This is a genomic window from Baekduia soli (assembly GCF_007970665.1).
GTDB lineage: Bacteria > Actinomycetota > Thermoleophilia > Solirubrobacterales > Solirubrobacteraceae > Baekduia > Baekduia soli.
On the sequence record NZ_CP042430.1, the window covers coordinates 480,347 to 503,339 of the forward strand.

Genomic DNA, 22,993 nt, shown 5'->3' on the forward strand with positions numbered 1-22,993 from the left:
GTCAGAGGTCCATGCGCTTGGCGATGATCTCGAGCTGGACCTCGTCCGTGCCGCCGCCGATGCGCAGGATCCGCGCGTCCCGGTAGTGCATGGCGATCGGCGTCTCCTCGATGAAGCCGTAGCCGCCGAACAGCTGCACGGCCTCGTCGACGACCTCGCAGGCCACGCGCGCGGCCACGAGCTTGGCCATGGCCACGCTCGTGCCCGCCCCGGGGTGGCCCGCGTCGCAGCGGGCGGCGGCCTGGTAGGTCACCAGGCGCGCCGCGTCCACCGCCGCGCGCATCTCCGCGACGCGGTGGCGCAGGGCCTGCATCCGGCCGATGGGCCCGCCGAACGCGCTGCGCGCGCGCATGTGGGCCACCGTGTCGGCGATGGCCTCCTCGGCGAGGCCCAGGCCCATGCCGGCCAGCAGGACCCGCTCGACCTGGAAGGCCTCCATGATCTGCTGGAAGCCGCGGCCCTCGCCGCCCAGGAGCCGGTCCTCGCCGACGAAGCAGCCGTCGAAGTGCACCTCGCGGGTGTCGGAGGAGTGCCAGCCCATCTTCTCCAGCGGCCGGCCCATCGACATGCCCTCGGCGCCGCGCCGCACGAGGAACGTCGAGATGCCCGCGTGCCGGCGCTCGCCGCCGGCCTCGGTGCGGGCGGCCACGATGATCACGTCGGCCAGCCCGGCATTCGTGATGAACATCTTGGTCCCGTGCAGCGTCCAGCCACCGTCGGCGGACCGGGCCGTGGCCTGGATCCCCGCCACGTCGGAGCCGGCGCCGGGCTCGGTGACCGCGATGGCCGCGACGTGCTCGCCGGCCAGCACGGGCGCCAGCCAGGTGCGCTGCTGCTCGTCGGTGCCGAACCGGGCCAGGTGCGGAGCGGCCATGTAGGAGCTGACCAGCGGCGTGATCGCGATGCCGCCGCAGGAGCGTCCGAGCTCCTCGGAGAGGATCGTCAGCGCCAGGACCCCGCCGCCGGTGCCGCCGTGCTCCTCGGGGTGGCCGACCCCGAGCAGGCCCGCGGCGGCCATCGCCGGCCACAGCTGGGCGGGGAAGGTCTGCGACCGCTCGGCCTCGCGGACGAGCGGCCGGACCTCGCGGTCGACGAAGGCCCGGCACACCTCCTGGAAGTCGCGGTGGTCGTCGTCGAGCTCGTAGCCCGGCCCGGAGGCGGCCGGGATCGACGGTGCGGGGCTCATGCGGAGACGTCCGTTCGTAGGCTGGTCGGCACCGTATCCCAGCGCCGCATCGAGAGTCAACCGCCGGGTCGACTCCGGCGCCGGCGGAGCTTCGAATCCCAATCCCGGCAAGGTCTGGTTCCTCGGGCACCGCGGTCGCGTGGATTCGACCGCCCGGTCGAACCGCCGCTCAGGTCCGGCGCAGGTAGCCCAGGCGGACCATCTCGTCCAGCACGGCGAGGACGTCGGCGCGGCTGGCGCAGATCCCCTGTGCGCGGACGTGCCGGCGCAGCTCGCTGAGCAGGAACGGGCCCTGCCGCGCGACGGAGACCACGGCCCGCCGCAGCCGCCGCGTGTCGTCCTCGGCGAGGTCGCCGCGCAGCGGGGTGCCCCGCAGGCCGGGCCGCGCGTCGGGGGCCGGGTCGGGGGCGAGGATGGTCACAGCGCAGCGGACATACCCGGGGGCGCGGGGCGGCAAGCGCCGCTCACGCCCGCGGCCCGAGGTCGATGGTTCCGGCGTCGGCCAGGCGGCCGACCTCGGCGTCGGTCAGCCCGAGCATGCCCGTCAGGATCTCGGAGGTGTGCTCGCCCAGCAGCGGGGCGCGGCGCACGGGCTCGCGCGGCACGGCGGAGAAGTCCAGCGGCGTGCCGGGCATCCGGTGGCGGCCCACGCCGGGGTGCTCGACGTCCTCCCACATCGCCGTCTCGGTCGAGACGCGGGGGTCGTCCTCCACGAGCTGGCGGAACGTCTGGTACGGGCCCCAGGAGACGCCCGTGCCCTGGAAGGCCAGGCGGATCTCGTCCAGGTCGCGCGACTCGAACCACGGGCGCAGGATCGCCGCGATGAGGTCGCGGTCCTCGAAGCGCCCGGACTCCGTGTCGAGGTCGACGCCCGTGGCCTCGTTGATCTTGGCCATCTGCTGCTGGGTGCCCGTGACCTCCAGCAGTGCCTTCCACTGGCGGTGGGTGAGGGCGACGACCATCACGTGGCGCTCGTCGCGGGTGAGGAAGTCGTGACCGAACGCGCCGTAGAGGTAGTTGCCGTCGCGCCGCGGCGAGTCGCGCGTCGCCAGCTGCGCCTCGGCGACGCGGCCCAGGTGCCCGACGACCGCGAACGCGACGTCCGACAGCGCGATCTCCACGAGCTGACCCTCCCCCGTGCGGGTCCGGTGGCGGTCGGCGGCCAGCAGCCCGACGGCCGACAGCTCGCCCATCGCGATGTCCCAGGCGGGCAGCACGGAGTTCAGCGGCTCGGTGAGGTTGCGGGGGCCGGTCGCCCACGGAAAGCCGGTCGCCGGGTTGACGGTGTAGTCGACCTCGCTGCTGCCGTCGCGGTTGCCCTTGAGGTGGACCATGACGAGGTCGTCGCGGCGGGCCCGCAGCGTGTCGTAGGCCAGCCAGCCGCGGGCCGGGAAGTTGGTGAGGAACGTGCCGGCGGTGGCGATGACCTCCGAGACCAGCTCGCGTCCGACATCGGAGCGCAGGTCGACGCGCAGGGACCGCTTGCCCTTGTTCAGCCCCGCCCAGAACAGCGACTGCCCGTTGGCGGCCAGCGGCCAGCGTGTGTGGTCCAGGCCGCCGCCGAGGTCGTCGAAGCGGATGACGTCGGCGCCGAGCTGGGCCAGGGTCATGCCGCCCAGCGGCGCCGCCACGAACGCCGAGCCCTCGACCAACGTGAGGCCGTCGAGGATGCCGGTCATGCCGTGCTCGCCGGATCGTCCACGCCGTCCATGCTCCCAGATCGATCGTGTCCCGACCGCTCGGCGGCGGCCTCCAGGAGCCCGATGAGCATCCGCGCCGCCGCGTCGGGACCCAGGTCGGCGGCCATCACCAGCTCGAAGGTGCGCACGAACCGCAGGCCGGTCACCTCGAGGGGCACGAGGAACTCGCCGAGGACGTGGCGCGAGAGCAGCACCGGGACGTTGAGCGACAGCGCCCGCTGACGGGCGATCGCCGGCGTCGGCGCCTCGGCGAGGATCTCGGGCATCGCCAGGCCCGCGCGGCGCAGGGCGTGCTCGACGGTCCACCGGGCGTTGGAGGACGGGTCGCGCGCCACGACGGGCGTGCGCAGGAACTCGGCCCTGGAGATCGTCCCGCGCGCGGCCCAGGGGTGTCCGCGCGGGACCGCGCAGACGACCTCGTCGGCGGCGAGCGGGACCTCCTTGAGGCCCGGGTTCGGCGTGGCGCCGGGACGGCTGGCGCACACGCCGAGGTCGGCGCGCCGCTCGGCCACCATCGACCGCACGACCATGCTGTTGGCCGCCACCAGCTCGACGGAGAGCCCGCCCTGGCTGGCGTCGGCGGCCTGCAGCGCGGCGGCGACGAACGCCTCGATGGCCGAGTGGCTGGCGGCGAGCCGGACGGGCGCACTCTCGCGGCGCAGCTGGGCGACGACGGCGTCCAGCGCCGCGGCGCCCGCCAGCAGCGGCCGGGCGTGCTCGTACAGCCGGCGGCCGGCGGGGGTCAGCGCCACGCCACGCTGGGAGCGCTCGAGCAGCTCGGTGCCGACGAGCTGCTCGAGGCCCTGCAGGCGCTTGGTCAGCGCCGACTGGGAGATGTGCAGGCGCAGCGCGGCCCGGCCGAGCGTCCCGGAGTCGGCGGCCTCCACCAGGCTGCGCAGCTCGGTCAGGTCGGGCGTCCGGGCGGCTGCGGCCATGCGCGGACGGTAGTGCACGGAGAACCCCTGATCGGCGCTCCGTGGTTGGCACGGTCCCATCACCGGGCGGAATGCCTCCGCCGAGCAGCGCGCATGCCTTTCTCGCCGCCGGCGCCCACGGACGGCCCACGGGCGCCGAAGATCGCAACAGATCCCAAGGTCCATCACCACGGAGACACGGTCATGACCCCGACCACGCTCATCCCGCCCGACACGCACGACACGACCCACGAGTTCCCTCTCCCGCAGGGGGAGCCGCGCGAACGCGCCGGGACCCCCGAGACGCCGGAGGCCGTCCGGCGCGAGTGGCTGGCGGTGGGCATCGGCCTCGTGGCCCTCGTCGCCGTGCTCGGCCTCGTCGTCGCCCTCGTGGGCGTCGCCGGCGCCGGCGGCCACACCACGACCGTCGCCGCCCGCCCCGCCCCGACGACCGCCAGGGTGGCCGCGCCGGCGGCCTCCGCCGCCGACGCCCCCGCCCCGACGCTCGCCCAGGCCAAGGGGATCGCGTTCGAGAAGTTCGCCCCCGTGGATCCGACCCTGCCGGCCGTCCCCGCCGGCGCGGTGAAGAGGTTCACGGTCGGCGTCGACGAGCACACCGTCCAGGTCGACCCCGCGCTGGCGCCGACCAAGGCCTGGACCTACACCGTCGACGGCAAGTCCTACCCGGGCACGGCGGCCTCGCCGCCCATCGTCGTCGACCAGGGCGACCGCGTGCAGATCACCTTCGTCAACGGCGCCTCGAAGGCCATGAACGTCACGATGGCCCACTCCATCGACTTCCACTCCGCCGAGGTCAACCCCGGCAGGTACTACGTCGACGTCGCCCCCGGCCGGCGCGAGACGATCAGCTTCGTCGCCGAGCACCCCGGTGTGTTCATGTACCACTGCGCCACCCAGCCCGTGCTCATGCACGTCGGCAACGGCATGGCGGGCATGATGGTCGTCAAGCCGCGGAACCTGCCGCGCGTCGACCGCGAGCTGTGGGTCACCCAGAGCGAGTTCTACCTCGGCGCGCCCGGCGCCCCGGCCAGCATGGCCAAGCTCACCGCCGAGAAGCCCGACGTCGTCGCGTTCAACGGCTACGCCAACCAGTACAAGATGCAGCCGATCACCGTGAAGACCGGCGAGAGGGTCCGCCTCTACGTCCTCAACGCGGGCCCGACGAAGTGGAGCGCCTTCCACGTCATCGGCACCGTCTTCGACAGGGCCGTCGTCGAGAACACCGTCTTCCACGACAGCCAGACGATGAGCCTGGCCCCCTCGCAGGGCGCCTACGCCGAGTTCACGCTCGACCACCCCGGCAACTACCCGTTCGTCGACCACGCCTTCGGCGACATGGTCAAGGGCGCCGCGGGCATCCTGCACACCCAGGGCGCCCCGATGCCCAAGCTCCCGGCGGCCGCGGCGCCCGCGGCCGCGACGACCGCCGGCATGGTGGACGTCAGCCTCGGCGAGATGTTCGTCAAGCCCTCCGTCACCAGCACGAAGGCCGGCCAGGTCACGTTCATGGTGTCCAACGGGGGCGGCTCGATGCACCAGTTCGCCATCGCCAAGGACCCGGTCGCGATGACCGGCGCCGAGCCCGCGCCGGCGGCCGCGATCGCCCGGACGGCCATGCTCGCCGCCGGGGCCAAGGCCGTCGTCAAGGCCGACCTCAAGCCCGGCTCCTACACGCTCTACTGCACCATGACCGGGCACTACGCCGCCGGCCAGCACGTCGGGTTCACCGTCAGGCCCTGACCCCGTGAGCACCGGCCGATCGGCGCCGCCCGGGCCTCCCGGGCGGCGCCGCGTCGTGCTCAGCGGGCGGCGAGCCGGTCGCGCACGATGGACCGCTGGATCTTGAGGCTCGCCGTGCGCGGCAGGGCGTCGACGAAGACGACCTCGGTCGGCTTCTTGAAGCTCGCCAGCAGCTCGCGGCAGTGCGCGATGACGTCCTCGGCGCCCAGCTCCCGCGTGCCGTCCAGCACGACGGCGGCGGCGACGGTCTGCCCCCAGCGCTCGTGCGGCAGCCCGACCACGGCGCACTCCGCCACACCGTCGAGCTCGAGGATGCAGGCCTCGACCTCGCTGGGGTAGACGTTCATCCCGCCCGTGACGACGAGGTCGGTGCGCCGCTCGACGATCGAGACGTAGCCCTTGGGGTCGATCGCGCCGAGGTCGCCGCTGTGGAACCAGCCGCCGCGCAGCGCCGCGGCGGTCTCCTGCGGGCGGTTCCAGTAGCCCGTCATGAGCGCCGGGGAGCGGAACACGAGCTCGCCGACGGTCGTCCCGTCGTGGGGCAGCGCCGCGCCGCCGGGGCCCACGACCTCGACGGCGCACTCGGCGACCGCCCGCCCCACGGTGGCGAACACGTCGGCCGTCTGCGCGCCGCCGGTCACGTCGTCGGCGGTGGTGGCGGTCATCAGGCCGCCGGAGTGCTCCGTCATGCCCCAGCCCTCGACGAGGCGCTCGCCGACCACCGCGGCCAGCGCGCGCAGCTTGTCGGGGTCCGCGCGGGAGGCGGAGTGCAGGATGCAGCGCAGCGTCGACCACGGGCGCGGGTCGCGGGCGGCGGCCTGCGTGAACTCCGTCAGCAGCGGCGACGGGACGTAGGTGAACGTCGCGCGCTCGCGCGCGACCGTGTCCAACAGCAGCGCCACGTCCCACTGGCCCATGAGCACGACGGTCCCGCCGAGGTAGGCGTGGGTGACGATGTGCGCCGGGACCGTCGCCACGAACGACATCGACCCCGTCAGCGCGCCCACGCTGAAGTAGGGCAGGCGATAGGACAGGGCGTTGAGCCGGGCCAGCGCGACGACGCCGCCGTGGGTGAGCATCGCGCCCTTGGGCCGGCCGGTCGTGCCGCTCGTGTACCCGATGATGTACAGGTCGCCCGCTGCCGGCGGCGCCGGCGGGCGGTCCTCGCCGCAGGCCAGCAGCGCCTCGTAGTCCTGCACGCCGGCCCGGACGCCGGGGTCGGTCGCGACGGCCAGCACGTCGGAGCCCAGATCGCCGAGGCGCTCCACCTGCTCCTGCAGGCCGCCCGTCCAGACCAGCGCGCGCGCCCCGGAGTCGGTCAGGTGGTAGGCCGCCTCGGCGGGCTGCAGCCGGGCGTTGACCGGGACCATGACCAGGCCGGCCTTGGCCGCCGCGACGTAGAGCTCGATGTACTCCAGGCGGTCCTCCATCCACGCCGCGACGCGGTCGCCGCGGACCAGCCCGGCGCCCAGCAGCGCCTGCGCGAGGCGGTTGGTCCGCGCGTCCAGCTCGGCGTAGGAGCGCGTGCGCCCGTCGCGCTCCTTGGCCGCGATGCGTTCCGGGGAGCGCCGGGCGCCGAGCGTGACGAGCTCCCCGAACGTCGGCGCAGCGGACGGGTCACGCATCGAGGGCCCGGGCGACGCGCTCCCGGTGGCCGGCCGTCGTACCCAGCGTGGCGGCGCTGACCAGGGCGCGCTTGTAGTAGAGGTGCGGGTCGGCCTCGTGCGTCATCCCGATCCCGCCGTGCATCTGGATGCCCTCGGCCCCGGCGCGGACGAACGCCTCGCCGGCGGCGACCTTGGCCGCCGAGGCCAGCGCACCGAGCAGGGCGTCCTGCCGGCCGTCGTCGGCCTCCGCCGCCAGGTACACCGACTCGCGCGCGGCGACGACCGCGACGTGCAGGTCGGCCATCCGGTGCTTGAGCGCCTGGAAGGACCCGATGGGCACGCCGAACTGGTGGCGCTCGCGCAGGTAGGCCAGCGTCATCTGCACCGCCTGCTGGGCCCCGCCGATCATCTCGGCGGCCAGCGCGATCGCGCCGCGGTCCAGGACGGTGCGCAGCGCGGACGTCGCGTCGCCGTCGCCCAGCGGCTGCGCGGCGGCGCCCTGCAGCGTGACGACGGCGTGGCCGCGCGTCTCGTCGACGAGCGGCAGCGGCGCGACCGTCACCCCGGGATCATCGCGCGCGACCGCGTACAGGCCCGTCGCACCGTCGGCGCCGCGCGCGGCCACGAGCAGCACCTCGGCGCGGTCGGCGTCGGGCACCAGACCGCCGTCGCCCTGCAGCGACCCGCCGTCGGCGTGCACCGCCCCATGGGGCTCGGCGCCCCCGAGCAGGTCGCCGGCGGCGACGAGCACCGCCCGGACGTCGCCGTCGACGACCCGGGCCAGCAGCGCGTCGGCCTCGGCGCCGCCGGCGGCCAGCGCGAGGGCGTCGGCGGCCAGCACGCCGCAGGACAGCAGCGGCTCGGGCAGCAGCACGTGCCCGGCCTCCTCGAGCACCAGGCAGCGCTCGACGGTGCTATAGCCGGCGCCGCCGCGGTCCTCGGGCAGCGCGATGCCCGGCCACCCCAGCTCGCACAGCTCGCGCCAGCCCGACGGGTCCGGGGACCCGGAGGCGCGCAGGCCGGCGCGCACGACGTCGGCGGGGTAGCGCGCGGTCAGGAAGCGGCGGGCGACGTCGCGGATGTCGCGCTGGTCGTCGCCGAGCACGACGGAGGTGCTCACGATGCGGCCCCCGGACCCAGCACGGCGGCGATCGCCTCGCAGTTGGCCACGACCTCGGCGGCCGACACGTCGGCGCCGACGGTCTGGAAGACGAGCTCGGTGACGCCCAGCCCGGCCAGCTCGGCCTCCAGCGCCTGCGCGCGCTCGCGCACCTGGGCCGGCGTCCCGCTCAGCGTGAGCTCGTCGACGGTCGCGTCGGGGATCAGCGGTGCGAGGTCTGACCAGCGCGCCTTGCGGTCCGACGCGGCGAACGTGTCGCGCACGTCGCCGGCCACGTGCTCCCACCCCGTGCCCGCGGCGACCCCGGCGTAGCTCGGGGTCGAGAGGTAGAACGCGAGCTGCGCGCGGGCCATCTCGCGCGCCCGCCCCTCGTCGTCGTCGACGGAGGTGATGCACCACATCGCCACCTCGGGCGGCGCCGCGCGGTCGGCCGCGCCGGCCTGCAGGGCAGGCAGGACGCGCTCGTGCAGGTGCGTGCGCCCGAGGGCCAGCGCGTGCAGCAGCACGCCGTCGCACGTGCGGGCGGCGGTGCGGGCCATGATCGGGTTCAGCGCCGCGGCGTAGATGGGCGGGGGCGAGGCCAGGTCGGGGTCCTGTTCCCAGGCGTCGCGCAGGGCCTCGGCGTACCCGGCGATGCGCGGCGCGGGCGGGTCGAACTCGGCCCCGTACCAGCGCCGCACGCCGCGCGTCCCGCTGCTGATGCCCAGGCCGAAGCGCCCGCCCGACAGGCGCTGGACGTCGGCCGCCGCCGCCGCCATGGCCAGCGGCAGGCGGGTGAAGGCGTAGGCGATGCCGGTGGCGACGCCGATGCGCTGCGTGGCGGCCGCGACGGCCAGCGCGCGGACGACCGCGTCGCGGTGCAGGTACTCCGTCGTCCACACGCGGTGCATCCCGGCCGCCTCGGCGGCCTGTGCGAGGCCGGCCAGCGGCTCGAGCTCGCTCGTGGCGAAGACCAGGCTGCGGCGCATCGTCACCGCGGCAGCCCCAGCGTCCGCTCGGCGATGATGTTGCGCTGGATCTCGCTCGAGCCCGAGTCGATCGTCGCCGACCGGCTCGACATGAGGAAGTGCGCGGGGTGGTCGCCGAGCGCCAGGCCGCGCGCGCCGGCCACCGCGACACCCAGCTCGGCGATGCCCTGCTCGAGGTCGGCCCAGAACAGGTTGACGACCGAGCCGAAGTCGCCGGGCGTCTCGCCGGCCTCGCCGCGCACCGCGATCGACAGGTTGAAGCGCCGCAGCTGCTGGCAGCGGATCCACAGGTCGGCGTGGCGCGCGCGGGCCTCGGCGGCCTCGGCGGCGCCCAGGCGCCCGTCGCGCTGCGCGGCCCGCAGCTCGGCGGCGAGGTCGTGCAGGTGGACGAGCAGCAGGGCGTGGTCGCTGAACCCCTGGTCGGCGCGCTCGAAGCCCAGCATCGTCATCGCGACCGCCCAGCCCTGGCCGACCTCGCCGACGACGTGGCCGGCGGGCGCGCGCGCCCCGTCGAAGAAGACCTCGGCGAACTCGGGGTCGCCGCTGATCTGCTCGATCGGGCGGACCGTGACCCCGAGCTGGTCCATCGGGCAGATGATCATGGACAGGCCGCGGTGGCGCTTGGACTCCGGGTCGGTGCGGCACACCACGAAGCACCAGTCCGAGTACTGCGCCCAGGTCGTCCAGATCTTCTGCCCGGTGATGACCCAGTCGTCGCCGTCGCGGTGCGCGCGGGTGCGCAGCGAGGCCAGGTCCGAGCCGGCCTCGGGCTCGGAGAAGCCCTGGGAGAACAGCTCGTCGCCCGAGAGGATCGCGGGCAGGAAGCGGGTGCGCAGCTCCTCGGTGCCGTGGACCATCAGCGTCGGGCCCAGCAGGATCGTGCCGGGGGCGTTGGCGGCCCACGGTGCGCGGGCCAGCGCCAGCTCCTCGTAGTACATGAACTGCTGCAGCGGCCCGGCGCCGCGGCCGCCGTACTCGGCGGGCCAGGCCGGGCCGGCCCATCCGCCGGCCGAGAGCGTTCGCTGCCACGCGCGGCGCAGCGCGACCTTGGCGTCCTGGTCCAGCGGCTCGGGCCCGGGCACGTGCTCGGCCAGCCACGGCCGGAACTCCCGGCGGAAGGGGTCGTCGTCGGCGACGATCGCGATCTCGGGACCCAGGACGCTGCCCGGCAGGATCGCCGTGCCGGTCACGAGCCCGCAGGGACCACGGGCTCGACGGAGGGCAGCCCGGCAAAGTCGGCGTCGCGCTTGCCCAGGAACGCGTCCAGCGCCTCGGCGTGCTCGGCCGACGCCATCGCCACGGCGACGGCCTGGGCCTCGATCTCCAGCGCCTCGGCGTAGCCCACCGGCCCGGTCTGCTCGAGCAGCCGCTTCGTCATGGCCAGCGCCCCGCGCGGGCCGCGCGCCAGCGCCGCGCCCAGCTCGGCGGCCGCGCCCGTCAGCTCGCCGGCCGGCACCACGCGCTCGACCAGGCCGAGCTCGAGCGCCTCCGCGGCGCCGAAGCGCCGCGCGGTCAGCAGGAGCTCCCGGGCCCGGCGCGGGCCGACGGCCCGCGGCAGCAGCCACAGGGCGCCGCAGTCGGGCACGAGGCCCATGCGCGAGAAGGCCAGCGAGAACGTGGCGTCCTCGGAGGCGATCGCGATGTCGCACGAGAGCATGAGGCTGACGCCGGCGCCGAAGGCCAACCCGTTGACGGCCGCCACGGTCGGGAGGCCGAGGCGCACGAGCGGCAGGTAGACCGACTGCAGCAGCCAGCGGTGGCGGGCCAGCACCTGGTCGCCCGTGCGCGAGGGGTCGAACTCCTTGACGTCGCCGCCGGCCGAGAACGCCGGGCCGCTGCCGGTGAGCACCAGCGCGCGGACCTCGGGGTGGCGGGGCAGCTCGGCCAGGACGCGCGCCAGGGCCGCCTTGACCTCCATGTTGAGCGCGTTGCGCGCCGCCGGGCGGTTCAGCGTGAGCGTCGCGACCCCGCCGTCGACCTCCAGGCCCAGCAGCTCGGAGCCGGTGCGCAGGGTCACGACCCGGGCAGGAGCTCGAAGTGCAGGATGTCCTGCAGCGTGCCGGTCGGATCGGCGTCGTCGTTCCACACCGCCCGCACGCGCGCCCCGGGCCGAAGGGTCTGCGGCGCCGTGTCGATGTCGACGCCCGAGAGCATGTGGATGAGCTTGGTCGACGCGCCGTCGAGGACGATCTCGGCGTAGATGTAGGGCGGCTCGCGGCGCTGGCCGACGAACGCGAGGTGGATGACCGAGAAGGCCTTCAACGTCCCCGTGTCCTGCACGTCGACCCAGGTCGCGGTCTTGACGTGGCAGACGTCGCAGCGCGGGCGCGGCGGGACGAGCACGGCCTGGCAGCTCGGGCAGCGCACGCCCATGATCCGCCGCCGGGCGCCGAGCTCGTCGAAGAGGCGCCCGTAGTACGGGCCGTAGGCGTGGCGGTAGTGCAGCTCCATGCTCTCGTCGAGCTGGACGATGCGCTCGGCGCCGCCGGTCAGCGGCGCGATCGCCGCCGGTTCCTCCGGCGCTTCGGCGGCCCGGAACCCGGCGAGGTCGAGCATGCCGCCCGCCGGCTCGTCGGCCCACACCGCCTCCACGCGCGTGCCGATGGCCTCCTCGCCCGTCGCGCCGACGAGCCGGTGCAGCAGGTCGGCGCCGGCGCCGTCCAGGCGGACGAACACGAGCGTGTCCTGGCCGGCGTGCGTGATCGCGGTCAGCACGCCGGTCGGGGCGACGACGACGAGGTCCTCGCCTGCCGCGCCGCCGCAGCGGCCGCAGAAGTCCTGGGCGGGGACCATGACGCGCGCGCACCCCGCGCAGCGCGAGCCGACGATCCGCCGAGCGGCGAGCTCGGCGAGGAACTGCCCCGCCGCCGGGCCGGCGGTCAGCGTGTAGGGCATGGCGATCGTGGCGTCCAGCGCCCCGGTGCCCGGGATGGCGTGCGCGTCGGTCATCGTCGCGGCTCCTCTCTCAGCCCTTCTCCGCGCCGACGACCGCGACGCCTCGCAGGTTGGCCCAGCCGCCGCCGGACTGCACGAGGCCGAGCCTGGCGCCGGGCACCTGGTGGTCGCCGGCCTTCCCGGTGACCTGTAGCGCGGCCTCGATGAGCCGCACCAGGCCGACGGCGCCGATCGGGTTGGCCCCCATGGAGCCGCCCGACGGGTTGACGGGGATGTCGCCGTCCATCTGCGTCGCGCCGGAGGCGATGAGCTGGGCGGCGTCGCCCTCCCGGCAGAGTCCGAGCCCCTCGTAGTAGCTGAGCTCGAAGCACGTGTAGGGCTCCTGGAGCTCGACGACGTCGAACTGGCGGCGCGGGTTGGTGATGGCGGCCTGCTGGTAGACGCGGGCCGCGGCGAGCTGCAGCGGCTCGGACTGCAGGAGCGTCCGCGTCGGCCCGTTGTCGGCCTCGCAGTAGTAGGCCATGCCCTTGATCCAGGCGGGCGTCGCGGTGATCTTCTCGGCGGTGCCGGCGCCGGCGAGCACGACGGCGGCGGCGCCGTCGGAGATCGGCGGGCAGTCCAGGAGCTTGATCGGCCACGCCAGGGGGCGCGAGGAGAGGACGTCCTCGACGGTCACCTCGCGGCGCACGTGCGCGTAGGGGTTGCGCATGGCGTTGGCGTGGTTCTTGACCGACACCATCGCCGCGGCCTCCTCCGTGTGGCCGAGGGCGTCCATGCGCGCGCGCCAGTAGGCGGCCGAGAACCCCATGATGCCCACGGCGAACTCGCGGCCCCAGAACGGGTCGTACAGCGTGGAGATCGAGTACTGCAGCTCGCCCTCCGACAGCTTGTCGTAGGCCACGACGAGCACGCGATCGGCGAAGCCCGACGCGACCTGGTGCAGGCCGGCCAGCGCGCCGGCGAAGCCCGTGCCGCCGCCGCTGGTGATGCGCATCACCGGCTTGCCGCGCCCGCCGCAGGCGTCGACCATCCACTTCTCGGGCTGGTTGACGGCGGCGAACAGCACCGGGCCCGAGCAGACGACGACCGAGTCGATGTCGGCGATCGTCAGCGCCGCGTCGGCCAGCGCGCGGTCGACGGCCTCGCGCACGAGCCCCGCCTGGCTGACGTCGGCGCGCCGGCGGGCGTGGTGGGTCTGCCCGCATCCGACGATGGCGACCGGGCGCATCGCTCTACCTCCCCAGGACGAAGACGCAGTGGTTCTGCATGCCCAGGCCCCCGGACCCGTGCACGACGGCGGCCTCCGCGCCGGCCGGCCCGTAGCCCGCGCGGCCCGAGAGCTGCGCGGCGGCCTCGGCCAGGCGGATCAGGCCGGTGGCCATCACGGGATCGGCGGGCAGCGCGCCGCCCGACGGGTTGACGGCCACCGGGCTGCCGTCGCGGTAGAGGTCGACCGCGGGGCCGTCGGCCAGGCCCAGCGCCTCGAGCACCATGAGCTCGCCCGCCGCCGAGGAGGCGCTGACCTCCGCCAGCGGGATGCCGCGCAGGTCGGCGCGCCCGGCCATCCGCGCGGCCGAAGCCGCCGCGGCCGCGCAGGCGTCCAGGCGGCCGCCCTCGCGCTGGGCGAGCATGTGCTCGTCCATCGCGCAGCCCAGGCCGTCGATGAAGACCGGCGCGGTGTCGCTGCGCCGCGCGATCTCCTCCGTGGCCAGCAGGACGGCGACGGCGCCGTCGACCGGCCGCGAGAGCATGAGCTCGCGCAGCGGCGTGGCGACCGGGGCCGACGCCGCGACGTCGTCGCGCGAGGGGACGTCGGCGAGCGCCAGGCGCGGGTTGCCCGCCGCCGCGGCCCAGTCGTGGGCGGCGACCTCGGCCAGCACGTCCTCGCCGTGGCCGCCGGCGGCGAGGTACTGGCCGGCCTGCAGCCCGAGTGCGGTCGCGCGCCCGATGCCCAGGGGGCGCTGGAAGAACGGCTCGGTCTGGCTCCAGTAGAACGCGTCGAGGTCGGACTCCGAGGGCTTGGAGTAGGCGACGATGAGCCCGACGTCGGAGTGCCCCGACGAGATCTTCAGGTGGCCGTAGAGCGCGGCCCACAGACCGTCCTCCTCCACGCGGGACTCCTCCTTGTGGTGGGCGCCCAGCGCCCCGAGGAACCCGCAGTTGGAGATGCTGCGCCCGTCCAGCACGTCGCTGCCGGAGTCGATGACGAAGTCGATGTCCGGCCACGCGATCCCCGCCCCGGCCAGGCAGCGGTTGACGGCCTCGCTGATGAGGTCGATGTGCTGGACGTCGGCGCGGCCGGGGCGCAGGCTGGTCTGCGCGCTGGAGACGACCGCGACGCGCCGTGCGGCATCGGGGGCGGCGGCGCTCATGGCGCAGAATCTACCCGCGCCGGATGGGCGGTTCCGCGAGTGTCACCGGATCGCCACGGCGTTGGACGGCGACCCGACGCCGCCGGGCACGCCGAGCGGCACGGCGACGAACTGGAAGTCCCAGCGCCCGTCGTCGGCGCACGCCTGCGCGAGGGCGTCGAGGTCCAGCAGCTCGGCCAGCGCGAAGCCGAGCATGGGGATCAGCCGCCGGTGCAGCGAGCCGATCGCCGCGTCGCCGGGGATCGGCTCGACCGTCGGGTTGTCGATGCCCAGCGCGGCGGCGCCCGAGTCCCACAGCCAGCGCGCGACGGCCTCGTCGGCGCGGAGGCCGCTGGCCCGCGGCCGCTGCGCGATCTCCTCGCGATCAGGCCCGTCGAGGCGGCGGTAGGCCGTCACCCATCCCAGGCGGACCAGGACGATGTCGCCGTGGACCAGCGCGACGCCCTGGGCGTCGGCGACCTCCTGCAGCTCGGCGGCGCCGATCATGTCGCCGGCGAACGCGTCGAGCGGGTCGCCGAGCAGCTCGCGGTGGTGCCCGACATCGAGCAGCACGCCGCGCCCGACGATGCCCCGCGCGGCCCAGTGCTCGATGCCCAGCGGTCCGGCGCCGGGCGTGAAGTCCTCCGTGTACCCGCCGAAGTAGCCGTGCTCGCGGGCGCGCACGTGGCGCAGGCCGTCCCACTGCGAGGAGCCCTGCGGGTGGAAGCTGTCGAGGCGGTCGTCGAGGTTGTTGCGGTCCAGCGCGAAGATCGTGTGCCGCAGCGGGTCGCGCCGGAACAGCGGCGGGTCGGGCTCGGTCAGCGGCAGGTTGAGCGCGAAGACGTCGCCCGTGCGCACCAGGCGCGCGGCGGCGGCCACCTGCTCGGGGCCGATCCGGGCCAGCGTGCCGAGGTCGTGGTCCAGCACGTCCCACGAGCAGTGCAGGCCCAGGCTCTCCACGAAGCGCAGGTCGTCGAACGCGACGTCGCCCATCGGCTCAGAACGGGACGTCGAAGCCCGCCAGCAGCTCGGTGACCCGCCAGACGCCGCCGTCCTTGGCCAGCGTGAAGCGGTAGGGCCCGGTGGTCACGACCTGCACGTCGGTCCCCTCGCCCGCCGTGAGCAGGATGTAGGCGATCGCCTGCGCCCGCTCGGCGTCCTGCTCGAGGACGAGCACGTTCATGAAGTTGTGGCGTCGCTGGTCGCTCTGGATGTCCCAGAAGCTCGTCAGGAACTCGACGATCGCGGCGCGCCCCTCGAACGGCCCGACGTCCTGGGTGCCCTGGATGCTCCCACGCCAGACGCCGTCCGGCGCGAAGACGTCGCCGAGCATCCCGGCGTCGCGCTCGTCGTAGGCCCATGCGTAGCACGCGATGACCTCCGTGATCGCCTGGCGGTCGATCAGCCCGGCGGCGTCGGCCACCGGCGCGGGGCGGCGCGGGGCGACGTTGCCGGCGCGCGCTCCCCAGGCTGCGTTGCTGCTCCCATGCTCGGTCACGGCGCGATCATCTCCGAAACGCCGCGGCCGCGCAGCGCGGGGGCGCGGCCGGTCACGCGTCGCGCACCTGCGCCGCGCGCCCCTCGAGGAACGCGCGCACGCCCTCCTGGCCGTCCTCGCCGGCGGTCAGCGCAGCGGTGGCGCGCTGGGCCAGGAGGTAGGCGTCGTGCCAGCCCAGGCCCTCCAGCGCGTTGGACGTGGCCTTGCGCGCCTTGATGGCCGGCAGGCTCTTGGCCGCGATGAGCTCGGCGATGCCCATGGCCTTGGGCACCACCTCCTCGCGGGCGACGATGTAGTTGAAGAACCCGGTGCCGGCGAGCTCGCCGGCGGTGAACCGCCGGCCGGTGTAGAGCATCTCGCGCACGACGCCCTCGGGCATCTTGAGCCAGGCCATCAGGCCGGCGCCGCCGGCGACCAGGCCGAAGTCGATCTCCGGGCACGAGAAGCACGCGTCGTCGGCGGCGACGCGCAGGTCGCACGTCGCGGCGAGGATGACGCCGATGCCCACCGCGTGGCCGTTGATCGCGGCGATCACCGGCCGGTCGAGGTCATAGAGCCGCGGCAGCGTGCGGTTGATGAAGTCGTAGCGCTCCGTGCGCCCCTCGGGCGTGATGCCCACGAAGTCGTTGAGGTCGGCGCCGCCGCACCAGGCCCGCGCGCCGGCTGGCGCGCTGAGGACGACGACGCGCACCTCGTCGGTCGCGGCGATCGCGTCGGCCAGCCGGCCGATCGCCTCGTAGACGTCGATCGACACGGCGTTGACCGGCGGGCGCGAGAAGACCACCGACGCGATCCCCCGCGCGTCGACGCTGACCCGGAAGGGGCCGATCTCGCCGTCGATGGCCACGATCGCCCAGCCTCTCACACCGGCTGGCAGATGCGCCCGTCTCGCCGCGGCGCCCTGGACGGCGCGGCCCGCAGGCGGGCAAGATCGGCCGATGGCCACCGGACCCCAGACCGCACCGCCGACGATCAGCACCACCGAGCTCACCGCGCCGCGGGTCGTGCGCTTCGAGGACCTCGAGCCGGGCTGGCACGAGGCGCCGCACTCGACCGAGGCAGGGTACTTCCGCTGGCTGAGCACCTACGTCGGCGGCCCGCCCGGCTTCCTGCACGAGCACCCCGCCACGGGGCTGGTCGGCGGCCACAGCGTCATGGGGATCATGGGCCTGCCGGCGGGCCAGCGCCAGTACGGGCTGCACCGCCACACCACGACGGAGATCTACCTGATCCTCCAGGGCCGGGTCGAGTCGCTGGAGGGCCAGGGCGTCCGGCAGCTCGCGGGCCCGATGGACTGCCTCTACATCCCGGCCCAGGCGGCGCACTGCGTGCGCACGGTGGGCACGGAGGACGTCCTGCTCATGTACGTCCACGACGAGCACGAGGAGCTCGGGGCCTCGAAGTACGTCCCCGACGACGACCCGTCGCTGACGGTGCCCGAGCCCCACCCCCAGCTCGTGCGCTGGGACGACCTCGACCCGTGGTGGGGCGCGCCGCAGGCCGACGAGGCCGGCCACCTGCGCTGGTCGGTGAGCTGGGTCGGTGGGGGCGCCGGGACGGCGAACCGCAACCCGGGCGTGGCGGCCCACAGCGACACGGTGGCGATGGGCGCCACGGTCATCAGCGCCGCCAACGCCGAGGTGCCCGAGCGCTGGGAGACCGTGCGCTACATCCAGGTCGTGCAGGGCCGCGTCCGCGTCGACGGCCATCCCGAGCTCGGCGTGCTGCAGCGCCTCGACGTCCTCGTCGTGCCGCCGGGCCACCCGCACGCCCTGCGACCCGTCGGCACCGAGGCCGCCCACGTCGTCTGGTTCCACGAGGACAACGGGCTGCCGCAGCCGGCCTGACACGGCCCCGTGCAGCGGATGGCGCGGCGCCGTGGCCCGCCACACCATCGCCCGCTGCACCCTGGCCGCCGTGGCCGTCCCGTCGGTGCCGGTGTGCGAGTAGGCGCCCAGGCCTCGCGCAGCGCCTGCAGGCCGTCGGCCACGGACGTCGCCGCAAACGCCGTGATCGCGTACGTCGCCACGCCCTCGCGCACGAAGGGGTCGGTCGCGACGAGGGCGGCCGCGGCGTCCTGGCCCCGGGCGACGATGAGGCCGCCGGCGCGTGGCACCTGCGGGCCCGAGAAGCGGCCCGCGGTCAGGGGTGGCGGGACAGGCCGCGGACGATCGCGTCGGCGTCGCGGTGGGGCGCCCGCACGGCCAGCCCGACCAGGTCGAGGTCGGCCGTGGCGACGGCTCGCACCGCGGCGCGGTTGTCCTCGTCCTTGCCGGTGGAGAACATGTCGTGCGTGTAGATCGCGACGCGCCGCCCGCGGCGCTGGGCGCGCTCGCGGACGGTCTGCAGCCGGCCGGACGGCGCCTCGTAGACGAGCACGGGCTGGACGAGCAGCGGCAGGTAGCGCTCCCCGTCGGCATCGACGTAGTCCTCGCCGATCGCCTCCGCGCCGGCCTGCGCGGTGATCCCGCTGACCAGGAAGGCCGTGACGTTGAGCCGCTGCCAGGCCGCGAGGTCCTCGCGCACGACGACGGCGATCTTCGTGTCGAAGTCGGTGACGCCCATGCGGCGCTAGGCGGCGAACACCGGGGCCAGCGCCTTGCCCGCCAGCGCGACCGCCTCGAGGTCGTGCGCGTCGGGCATGGAGAACGTCAGGCCCTCGATCCCGACCTCGCGGAATGCCGCCGCGCGCTGGGCGACGGTGTCCGGGTCGCCCGCGATCGCCGCGGCGACGCGCTCCTCGGGCACGCCCGCCGAGCGCATCCAGTCGAGCTTGGCCTGCGCGGCCTCGTGGGTGGCGCCGATGACGATCGTCGCCATCGAGGTCTTCGTGATCTCCGACGGGTCGCGGCCCACGGTCTCGCAGTGGCCCTCGAGCACGCCGAGCAGGTGCCTCGCGCGCTCCGGGTCGCCGAAGAGGTTGCAGCCGTCGGCGTACTGCGCGACCAGGCGCAGGGTCTTACGCTCGCCGCTGCCGCCGATGAGGATCGGGATGTCGCCGCGCAGCGGCTTGGGATTGTTGTAGGCCTCGGTGACGTGCACGTGCTCGCCGGCGACCGTCGCGCGCGGCTGGGTGAACATGGCGCGCGCGATCTGCAGGTGCTCCTCGAGGATCTCGAAGCGCGTGCCCAGCGAGGGCATGGCGAACCCGTAGGCCTTGTGCTCGTCCTCGAACCAGCCCGCGCCGATGCCGTGGAACGCACGGCCGCCGGAGATGATGTCCAAGGTCGTGGTGATCTTGGCGTGCAGCGCCGGGTTGCGGTAGGTCACGCCGCCCACGAGCAGCCCGAGCGCGATCGTCGACGTGCGGCCGGCCAGGCCGGCGAGCATCGTGCTGCCGTCGAACATCCAGTTCTCCGCCGGGCCGACGGGCGGGATCTGGTGGAAGTGGTCCATGAGCGAGATCGAGGTGAACCCGGAGGCCTCGGCCGTCGTCGCGATGTCCACCAGGCGCTCGAAGACGGCCTCGGGGCCGACGTCGGGGTAGTTGAAGTTCGGCAGGTGGAGGTCCAGCGTGATCGGCGCTCGCATCCTCGACACGGTAGTGCCCGTCACGCCGGGCCGGCACGGCGTCAGCGCGGCAGCGCGCCCGACGCGTCGACGACGACCCAGGGGCGGCGGGGATCGTCGGCGAGGCGCAGCGTCCAGGACTGCCGCGTGCGGGACCGGCGCCGCCGACTGCCCGCCAGCACCTCGGTTGTGGCGCGGTCCTCGACGTACTGGACCCCCTCCACGTCGACCTGGACCCGGACCTCCGCGGGCGGCCCGGGCATCACCGCAGCGATGGTCACCGCGCGCACCTGCGCGCCGCGGACGACCAGCCGCGCGCCGCGGTCGCCCGTCGGGTGCAGCAGCGCGCGCAGCGCGGCCGGGGTCGTGCGGGCCGCCAGCGGCTCGTCGGGGCCGTCGATGGCCCGCGCCCAGGCCTCGGCGACCTCGCCGACGGCCGTCGCCAGCACGTCGGGGGCGAAGCGGGCGTCGACGGTCGACAGGTCCAGCGCGGCCGCACGCGCGTCGCCGGAGAAGGCGGGCGACAGCAGCCCGGCGACGCGGTCGGCGTCGACGCGGTCGGCCGCGGCCAGCTCCATCACCGCGTCGGCCCGCAGGCGGGCGTCATCGCCCTCGGGCGCCGCGACGAGCGGCGAGGCGAGGTGGTGGGCGCCCTCGCGCTCCTGCTCGACGGAGACCAGGACCCAGTCGCCGGCCCGCTTGCCCAGGGTCCAGAACTCGCCGATGCGCGCGATCTCGCCGTCGTCGCTGGGGATGACGTCCCCGCGGCGGTCGACGACGACGTCGCGCAGGGTCGCGGTCACCGTCACGACGACCTGGTCCTCGGCGTCGCCCGCGCGGTTGGTCAGGCCGACGTAGCGGACCTCGGGGCCCTCGAGCACGTCGACGCGGTTGCGCCAGCCGCGCCGGCGCAGGTCGCCCAGGCGGGCCTCCCACTCGACCATGAGCTCGGGACCGACCATCCGGCCCAGACCCGCGACGTCGTCGGCGCTCCAGGCGCGCTGGATCGCGACGAACAGCGCCGCCGCGCGGCGCACGACGGCCTCCGGCGCGAACAGCGGATCGTCCTGCGCGGCCTCCGCCGCGGCGAGGCGCACGGCCGACTCGCGGCCCGCGCGGTCGCGGCCCGGCCGGCGCAGCAGCGAGCGCAGGCCCACCTCAGCCCCCGCTCACCAGCGTGGCCTGCGCCCGCGCCGCGATCGGAGGATGAGGACGATCACGATGACCACGACGACCAGCAGCAGCAGGCCCCCACCGCCGCCGCCGCCGCCGAAGAACAGGACGTGGCCGCCGCCGAACCCGCGACCGCGGGAGCCCAGACCGCCACCACCGCCGCCGCGCGGGGTGAAGCCGTGCGATCCGCCGCCGGCGCGCGCCCACGCCCCGGCCGGCAGGAGGGCCAGGAGCGACAGGGCGAGCAGGACGACGCGACGCGGCATCTCGCGGGGGTTCCCGATGTGGCCCCGGCCGAACCTTCCCGGTGGCGCGCGGCGCGCCGCCGTGGCATGCTCGCCGCCCCTCCGAAAGGATCGTCATGCAGGGTCGCGTCGCCGCCCTCGTCGGGCCAGCGCAGGTCGAGGTCAAGGAGTTCGAGGTGCCCGAGCCGGGTCCGGGCGCCATGGTCGTGCGGATCCGGCGCGCGAACATCTGCGGCTCGGAGGTCCACATCTTCCACCACCAGCACCCGCTCATCCGCGAGTGCGTGCTGGGCCACGAGTTCGTCGGCGAGATCGTCGCGCTCGGGGAGGGCGTCACCAGCGACTATGCCGGCGAGGAGGTCGCGGTGGGCGACCGCATCGTCGCGCCGTACTTCCTCACGTGCCGCCGCTGCCGCGCGTGCCTGCGCGGCGACTTCAACCTCTGCCGCAACGCCTACGCGTTCTGGTCCCAGCCGGCCGAGGTCGCGCCGCACTTCCACGGCGCCTTCGGCACGCACTACTACGTGCACCCCGAGCAGTACTTCTACAAGGTGCCCGACGGGATCCCCGACACGACGGTCGCCGGGGCCAACTGCGGGCTGACCCAGGTGCTCTTCGGGCTGGCCCAGGCCGGGGTGGCGGCGGGCGACCGGGTCGTCGTCCAGGGGGCCGGGGGCCTCGGGCTCTACGCCACCGCCGTCGCCCACGACGCGGGCGCGCACGTGACGGTGGTCGAGCGGATCCCGGAGCGCATCGCGCTCGCCCGCCGCTTCGGCGCCGACGAGATCGTCGACATGGCCGAGCACGAGACCGCCGAGGCGCGCGCCGAGCGCGTCGCGCAGCTCACCGACGGCGACGGCGCCGACATCGTCCTCGAGCTCACCGGCGTGGCCGCCGCGTTCCCCGAGGCGCTGCTGCTGGCGCGCCCGGCGGGCCAGGTCGTCGAGATCGGCAACGTCAGCCTGGGTGCGCGCCACGAGGTCGCGCTCGCGCCGGGCCTCATCACGCGCAAGGCGCTGACCGTGCGCGGCCTCGTCCGCTACCAGCCGTGGTATCTGCACAAGGCGCTGGGCTTCCTGTCGCGCCGCCACGCCGACCACCCCTTCGACGAGCTCACCGATCGGGAGTATGCGTTGGAGGACGTCGGCGAGGCGATCCAGCGCGAGGAGGCCAAGCAGGTCGCGCGGCCGGCGGTGGTCCCGACGCCGGCCTGACCTCCGGGGCGCCGCCGGGGCGCAGCAGCCGGCCGCCGAAGGCCACGGCGCACACGGCGAACCACGCCCAGCCCAGGGCCAGGCCGCCCAGGACGTCGGTGAGCCAGTGCACGTCGAGCAGCACGCGGCTGGCCGCGACGGCGACCGCGATGCCGGCCGCCGCGCCCGCCAGCGCCGGGCGCGCGCGGCGGGCGCACCACCGGCCCGCGACGAGCGCGGCCGCCGCCCAGAAGGCCGCGGCCGTCGAGGAGTGGCCGCTGGGGAACGACGGGCCCAGCGTCTCGGCGACGGGGTTCAGCGTGGGCCGCGCGCGGTCGATGAGCGTCTTGACCAGCGTCGTGACGAGCTTGTCGCCGCCGATGACCAGGACGAGGAACGGCACGACCCTGCGGTCTCCGCGGCGGCGCAGCTCGACCGCCGCGACGAGCACGGCGGCGAGGACGACCAGCCACGTCTCGCCCAGGTCGGTGACGAGCTTGAGGCCCTGCGTCGAGCCGCCCGTGGCGTGGCGGTCCCCCCAGCGGGCCACCGCCGAGTCGATCCCGGAGAGGGCGTCCGTGCTGCGCACGACGACGGCGAGCACCGCGAGGACGACGCCGCCGGCGAGGACGACGACGACGGCCACGGTCAGCGCGAGGCCCGTGGCCTGCTCGCGGTCCAGGCGCGGCGCCAGCCGGTCGCGCAGGCGCGAGGGCGCCCGGTCCACCGGTGGCAGCGCCGCCGGCCGATGCAGCCGGGCGGTGGCCAGCGCGACCAGGGCGCCGGCCACGCAGGCGACCACGACGAGCAGAATGAAGGGCATCGCGACGGGGCGTTCCACGCATCGTGAGCGGGCATGCGTCAAGTCGCCG

23 protein-coding genes are annotated in these 22,993 nt (G+C 75.1%); 3 read left to right on the top strand and 20 right to left on the bottom strand.

What is annotated here, in order from left to right:
- Position 1: 1 nt before the first annotated feature.
- The 4 genes from FSW04_RS02095 to FSW04_RS02110 form a co-directional block, all read right to left on the bottom strand.
- Positions 2-1,186 carry an acyl-CoA dehydrogenase family protein gene (locus FSW04_RS02095; protein WP_146915745.1) on the bottom strand — a complete coding sequence of 395 codons (1,185 nt, stop codon included), beginning with the start codon at positions 1,184-1,186 and terminating at the stop codon, positions 2-4.
- 169 nt (positions 1,187-1,355) lie between these two features.
- Complete coding sequence (locus FSW04_RS02100; protein ID WP_146915747.1) at positions 1,356-1,607, bottom strand: hypothetical protein; 252 nt, start codon at positions 1,605-1,607, stop codon at positions 1,356-1,358.
- A gap of 43 nt (positions 1,608-1,650) precedes the next feature.
- Positions 1,651-2,865 carry a CoA transferase gene (locus tag FSW04_RS02105; protein ID WP_146915749.1) on the bottom strand — a complete coding sequence of 405 codons (1,215 nt, stop codon included), beginning with the start codon at positions 2,863-2,865 and terminating at the stop codon, positions 1,651-1,653.
- Positions 2,862-3,821, bottom strand: coding sequence for a LysR family transcriptional regulator (locus FSW04_RS02110; RefSeq protein WP_187369165.1), 960 nt, complete (start codon positions 3,819-3,821; stop codon positions 2,862-2,864). The genes FSW04_RS02105 and FSW04_RS02110 overlap by 4 nt, the downstream gene beginning before the upstream one ends.
- Positions 3,822-4,004: 183 nt before the next feature.
- On the opposite strand from FSW04_RS02110, the gene FSW04_RS02115 reads away from it, so the two are divergent.
- Positions 4,005-5,561: a multicopper oxidase domain-containing protein gene (locus tag FSW04_RS02115; protein ID WP_146915753.1), complete on the top strand. Its 1,557-nt coding sequence runs from the start codon at positions 4,005-4,007 to the stop codon at positions 5,559-5,561.
- 59 nt (positions 5,562-5,620) lie between these two features.
- Here the strand turns inward: FSW04_RS02115 and FSW04_RS02120 are convergent, their stop codons facing one another.
- The 11 genes from FSW04_RS02120 to FSW04_RS02170 are packed head-to-tail and all read right to left on the bottom strand — an operon-like array spanning position 5,621 to position 16,847.
- On the bottom strand, positions 5,621-7,186 hold the full coding sequence (locus tag FSW04_RS02120) for a class I adenylate-forming enzyme family protein (protein ID WP_146915755.1): 1,566 nt from the start codon (positions 7,184-7,186) through the stop codon (positions 5,621-5,623).
- Positions 7,179-8,288 carry an acyl-CoA dehydrogenase family protein gene (locus FSW04_RS02125; RefSeq protein WP_187369166.1) on the bottom strand — a complete coding sequence of 370 codons (1,110 nt, stop codon included), beginning with the start codon at positions 8,286-8,288 and terminating at the stop codon, positions 7,179-7,181. The genes FSW04_RS02120 and FSW04_RS02125 overlap by 8 nt, the downstream gene beginning before the upstream one ends.
- Positions 8,285-9,256, bottom strand: a complete 972-nt coding sequence (locus FSW04_RS02130) for an LLM class flavin-dependent oxidoreductase (protein WP_228431371.1) — start codon at positions 9,254-9,256, stop codon at positions 8,285-8,287. The genes FSW04_RS02125 and FSW04_RS02130 overlap by 4 nt, the downstream gene beginning before the upstream one ends.
- 2 nt (positions 9,257-9,258) lie before the next feature.
- Positions 9,259-10,446, bottom strand: coding sequence for an acyl-CoA dehydrogenase family protein (locus tag FSW04_RS02135; protein WP_228430809.1), 1,188 nt, complete (start codon positions 10,444-10,446; stop codon positions 9,259-9,261).
- On the bottom strand, positions 10,443-11,273 hold the full coding sequence (locus FSW04_RS02140; RefSeq protein WP_187369167.1) for an enoyl-CoA hydratase/isomerase family protein: 831 nt from the start codon (positions 11,271-11,273) through the stop codon (positions 10,443-10,445). The genes FSW04_RS02135 and FSW04_RS02140 overlap by 4 nt, the downstream gene beginning before the upstream one ends.
- The gene (locus tag FSW04_RS02145) at positions 11,270-12,205 is read right to left on the bottom strand and encodes a Zn-ribbon domain-containing OB-fold protein (protein WP_146915763.1); all 936 of its coding nucleotides are present in this window, start codon (positions 12,203-12,205) and stop codon (positions 11,270-11,272) included. The genes FSW04_RS02140 and FSW04_RS02145 overlap by 4 nt, the downstream gene beginning before the upstream one ends.
- A gap of 16 nt (positions 12,206-12,221) precedes the next feature.
- Positions 12,222-13,379: a thiolase C-terminal domain-containing protein gene (locus tag FSW04_RS02150; RefSeq protein WP_146915765.1), complete on the bottom strand. Its 1,158-nt coding sequence runs from the start codon at positions 13,377-13,379 to the stop codon at positions 12,222-12,224.
- A 4-nt stretch (positions 13,380-13,383) separates the two neighbouring features.
- Positions 13,384-14,523, bottom strand: a complete 1,140-nt coding sequence (locus FSW04_RS02155) for a thiolase C-terminal domain-containing protein (protein ID WP_146915768.1) — start codon at positions 14,521-14,523, stop codon at positions 13,384-13,386.
- Positions 14,524-14,565: 42 nt separating this feature from the next.
- Positions 14,566-15,495 carry a cyclase family protein gene (locus tag FSW04_RS02160; RefSeq protein ID WP_146915770.1) on the bottom strand — a complete coding sequence of 310 codons (930 nt, stop codon included), beginning with the start codon at positions 15,493-15,495 and terminating at the stop codon, positions 14,566-14,568.
- Positions 15,496-15,499: 4 nt separating this feature from the next.
- Positions 15,500-16,000 (bottom strand): nuclear transport factor 2 family protein, encoded by a 501-nt coding sequence (locus FSW04_RS02165; protein WP_146915772.1) that lies wholly within the window; start codon positions 15,998-16,000, stop codon positions 15,500-15,502.
- A 52-nt stretch (positions 16,001-16,052) separates the two neighbouring features.
- Complete coding sequence (locus FSW04_RS02170) at positions 16,053-16,847, bottom strand: enoyl-CoA hydratase/isomerase family protein (RefSeq protein WP_228430811.1); 795 nt, start codon at positions 16,845-16,847, stop codon at positions 16,053-16,055.
- 91 nt (positions 16,848-16,938) lie between these two features.
- Between FSW04_RS02170 and FSW04_RS02175 the strand changes: the two genes are divergently transcribed.
- Complete coding sequence (locus FSW04_RS02175; RefSeq protein ID WP_187369168.1) at positions 16,939-17,847, top strand: cupin domain-containing protein; 909 nt, start codon at positions 16,939-16,941, stop codon at positions 17,845-17,847.
- Positions 17,848-18,142: 295 nt separating this feature from the next.
- Here the strand turns inward: FSW04_RS02175 and FSW04_RS02180 are convergent, their stop codons facing one another.
- From FSW04_RS02180 to FSW04_RS25550, 4 genes are read right to left on the bottom strand one after another with little or no spacing between them, the layout of a single operon-like run.
- A complete protein-coding gene (locus FSW04_RS02180; RefSeq protein ID WP_146915777.1) occupies positions 18,143-18,565 on the bottom strand; it encodes a DUF2000 domain-containing protein in 423 nt (140 codons plus the stop codon).
- 6 nt (positions 18,566-18,571) lie between these two features.
- A complete protein-coding gene (locus tag FSW04_RS02185) occupies positions 18,572-19,531 on the bottom strand; it encodes an LLM class F420-dependent oxidoreductase (RefSeq protein WP_146915780.1) in 960 nt (319 codons plus the stop codon).
- Positions 19,532-19,572: 41 nt separating this feature from the next.
- Positions 19,573-20,667, bottom strand: coding sequence for a TIM44-like domain-containing protein (locus FSW04_RS02190; RefSeq protein ID WP_146915783.1), 1,095 nt, complete (start codon positions 20,665-20,667; stop codon positions 19,573-19,575).
- A gap of 12 nt (positions 20,668-20,679) precedes the next feature.
- A complete protein-coding gene (locus FSW04_RS25550) occupies positions 20,680-20,949 on the bottom strand; it encodes a hypothetical protein (protein ID WP_187369169.1) in 270 nt (89 codons plus the stop codon).
- Positions 20,950-21,044: 95 nt separating this feature from the next.
- Here FSW04_RS25550 and FSW04_RS02200 point away from each other — a divergent pair, with 95 nt between their 5' ends.
- Positions 21,045-22,142, top strand: a complete 1,098-nt coding sequence (locus FSW04_RS02200) for a zinc-binding dehydrogenase (RefSeq protein ID WP_146915785.1) — start codon at positions 21,045-21,047, stop codon at positions 22,140-22,142.
- Here the strand turns inward: FSW04_RS02200 and FSW04_RS02205 are convergent.
- Positions 22,042-22,944 carry a phosphatase PAP2 family protein gene (locus FSW04_RS02205; RefSeq protein WP_146915787.1) on the bottom strand — a complete coding sequence of 301 codons (903 nt, stop codon included), beginning with the start codon at positions 22,942-22,944 and terminating at the stop codon, positions 22,042-22,044. The genes FSW04_RS02200 and FSW04_RS02205 overlap by 101 nt on opposite strands.
- Positions 22,945-22,993 lie beyond the last annotated feature (49 nt).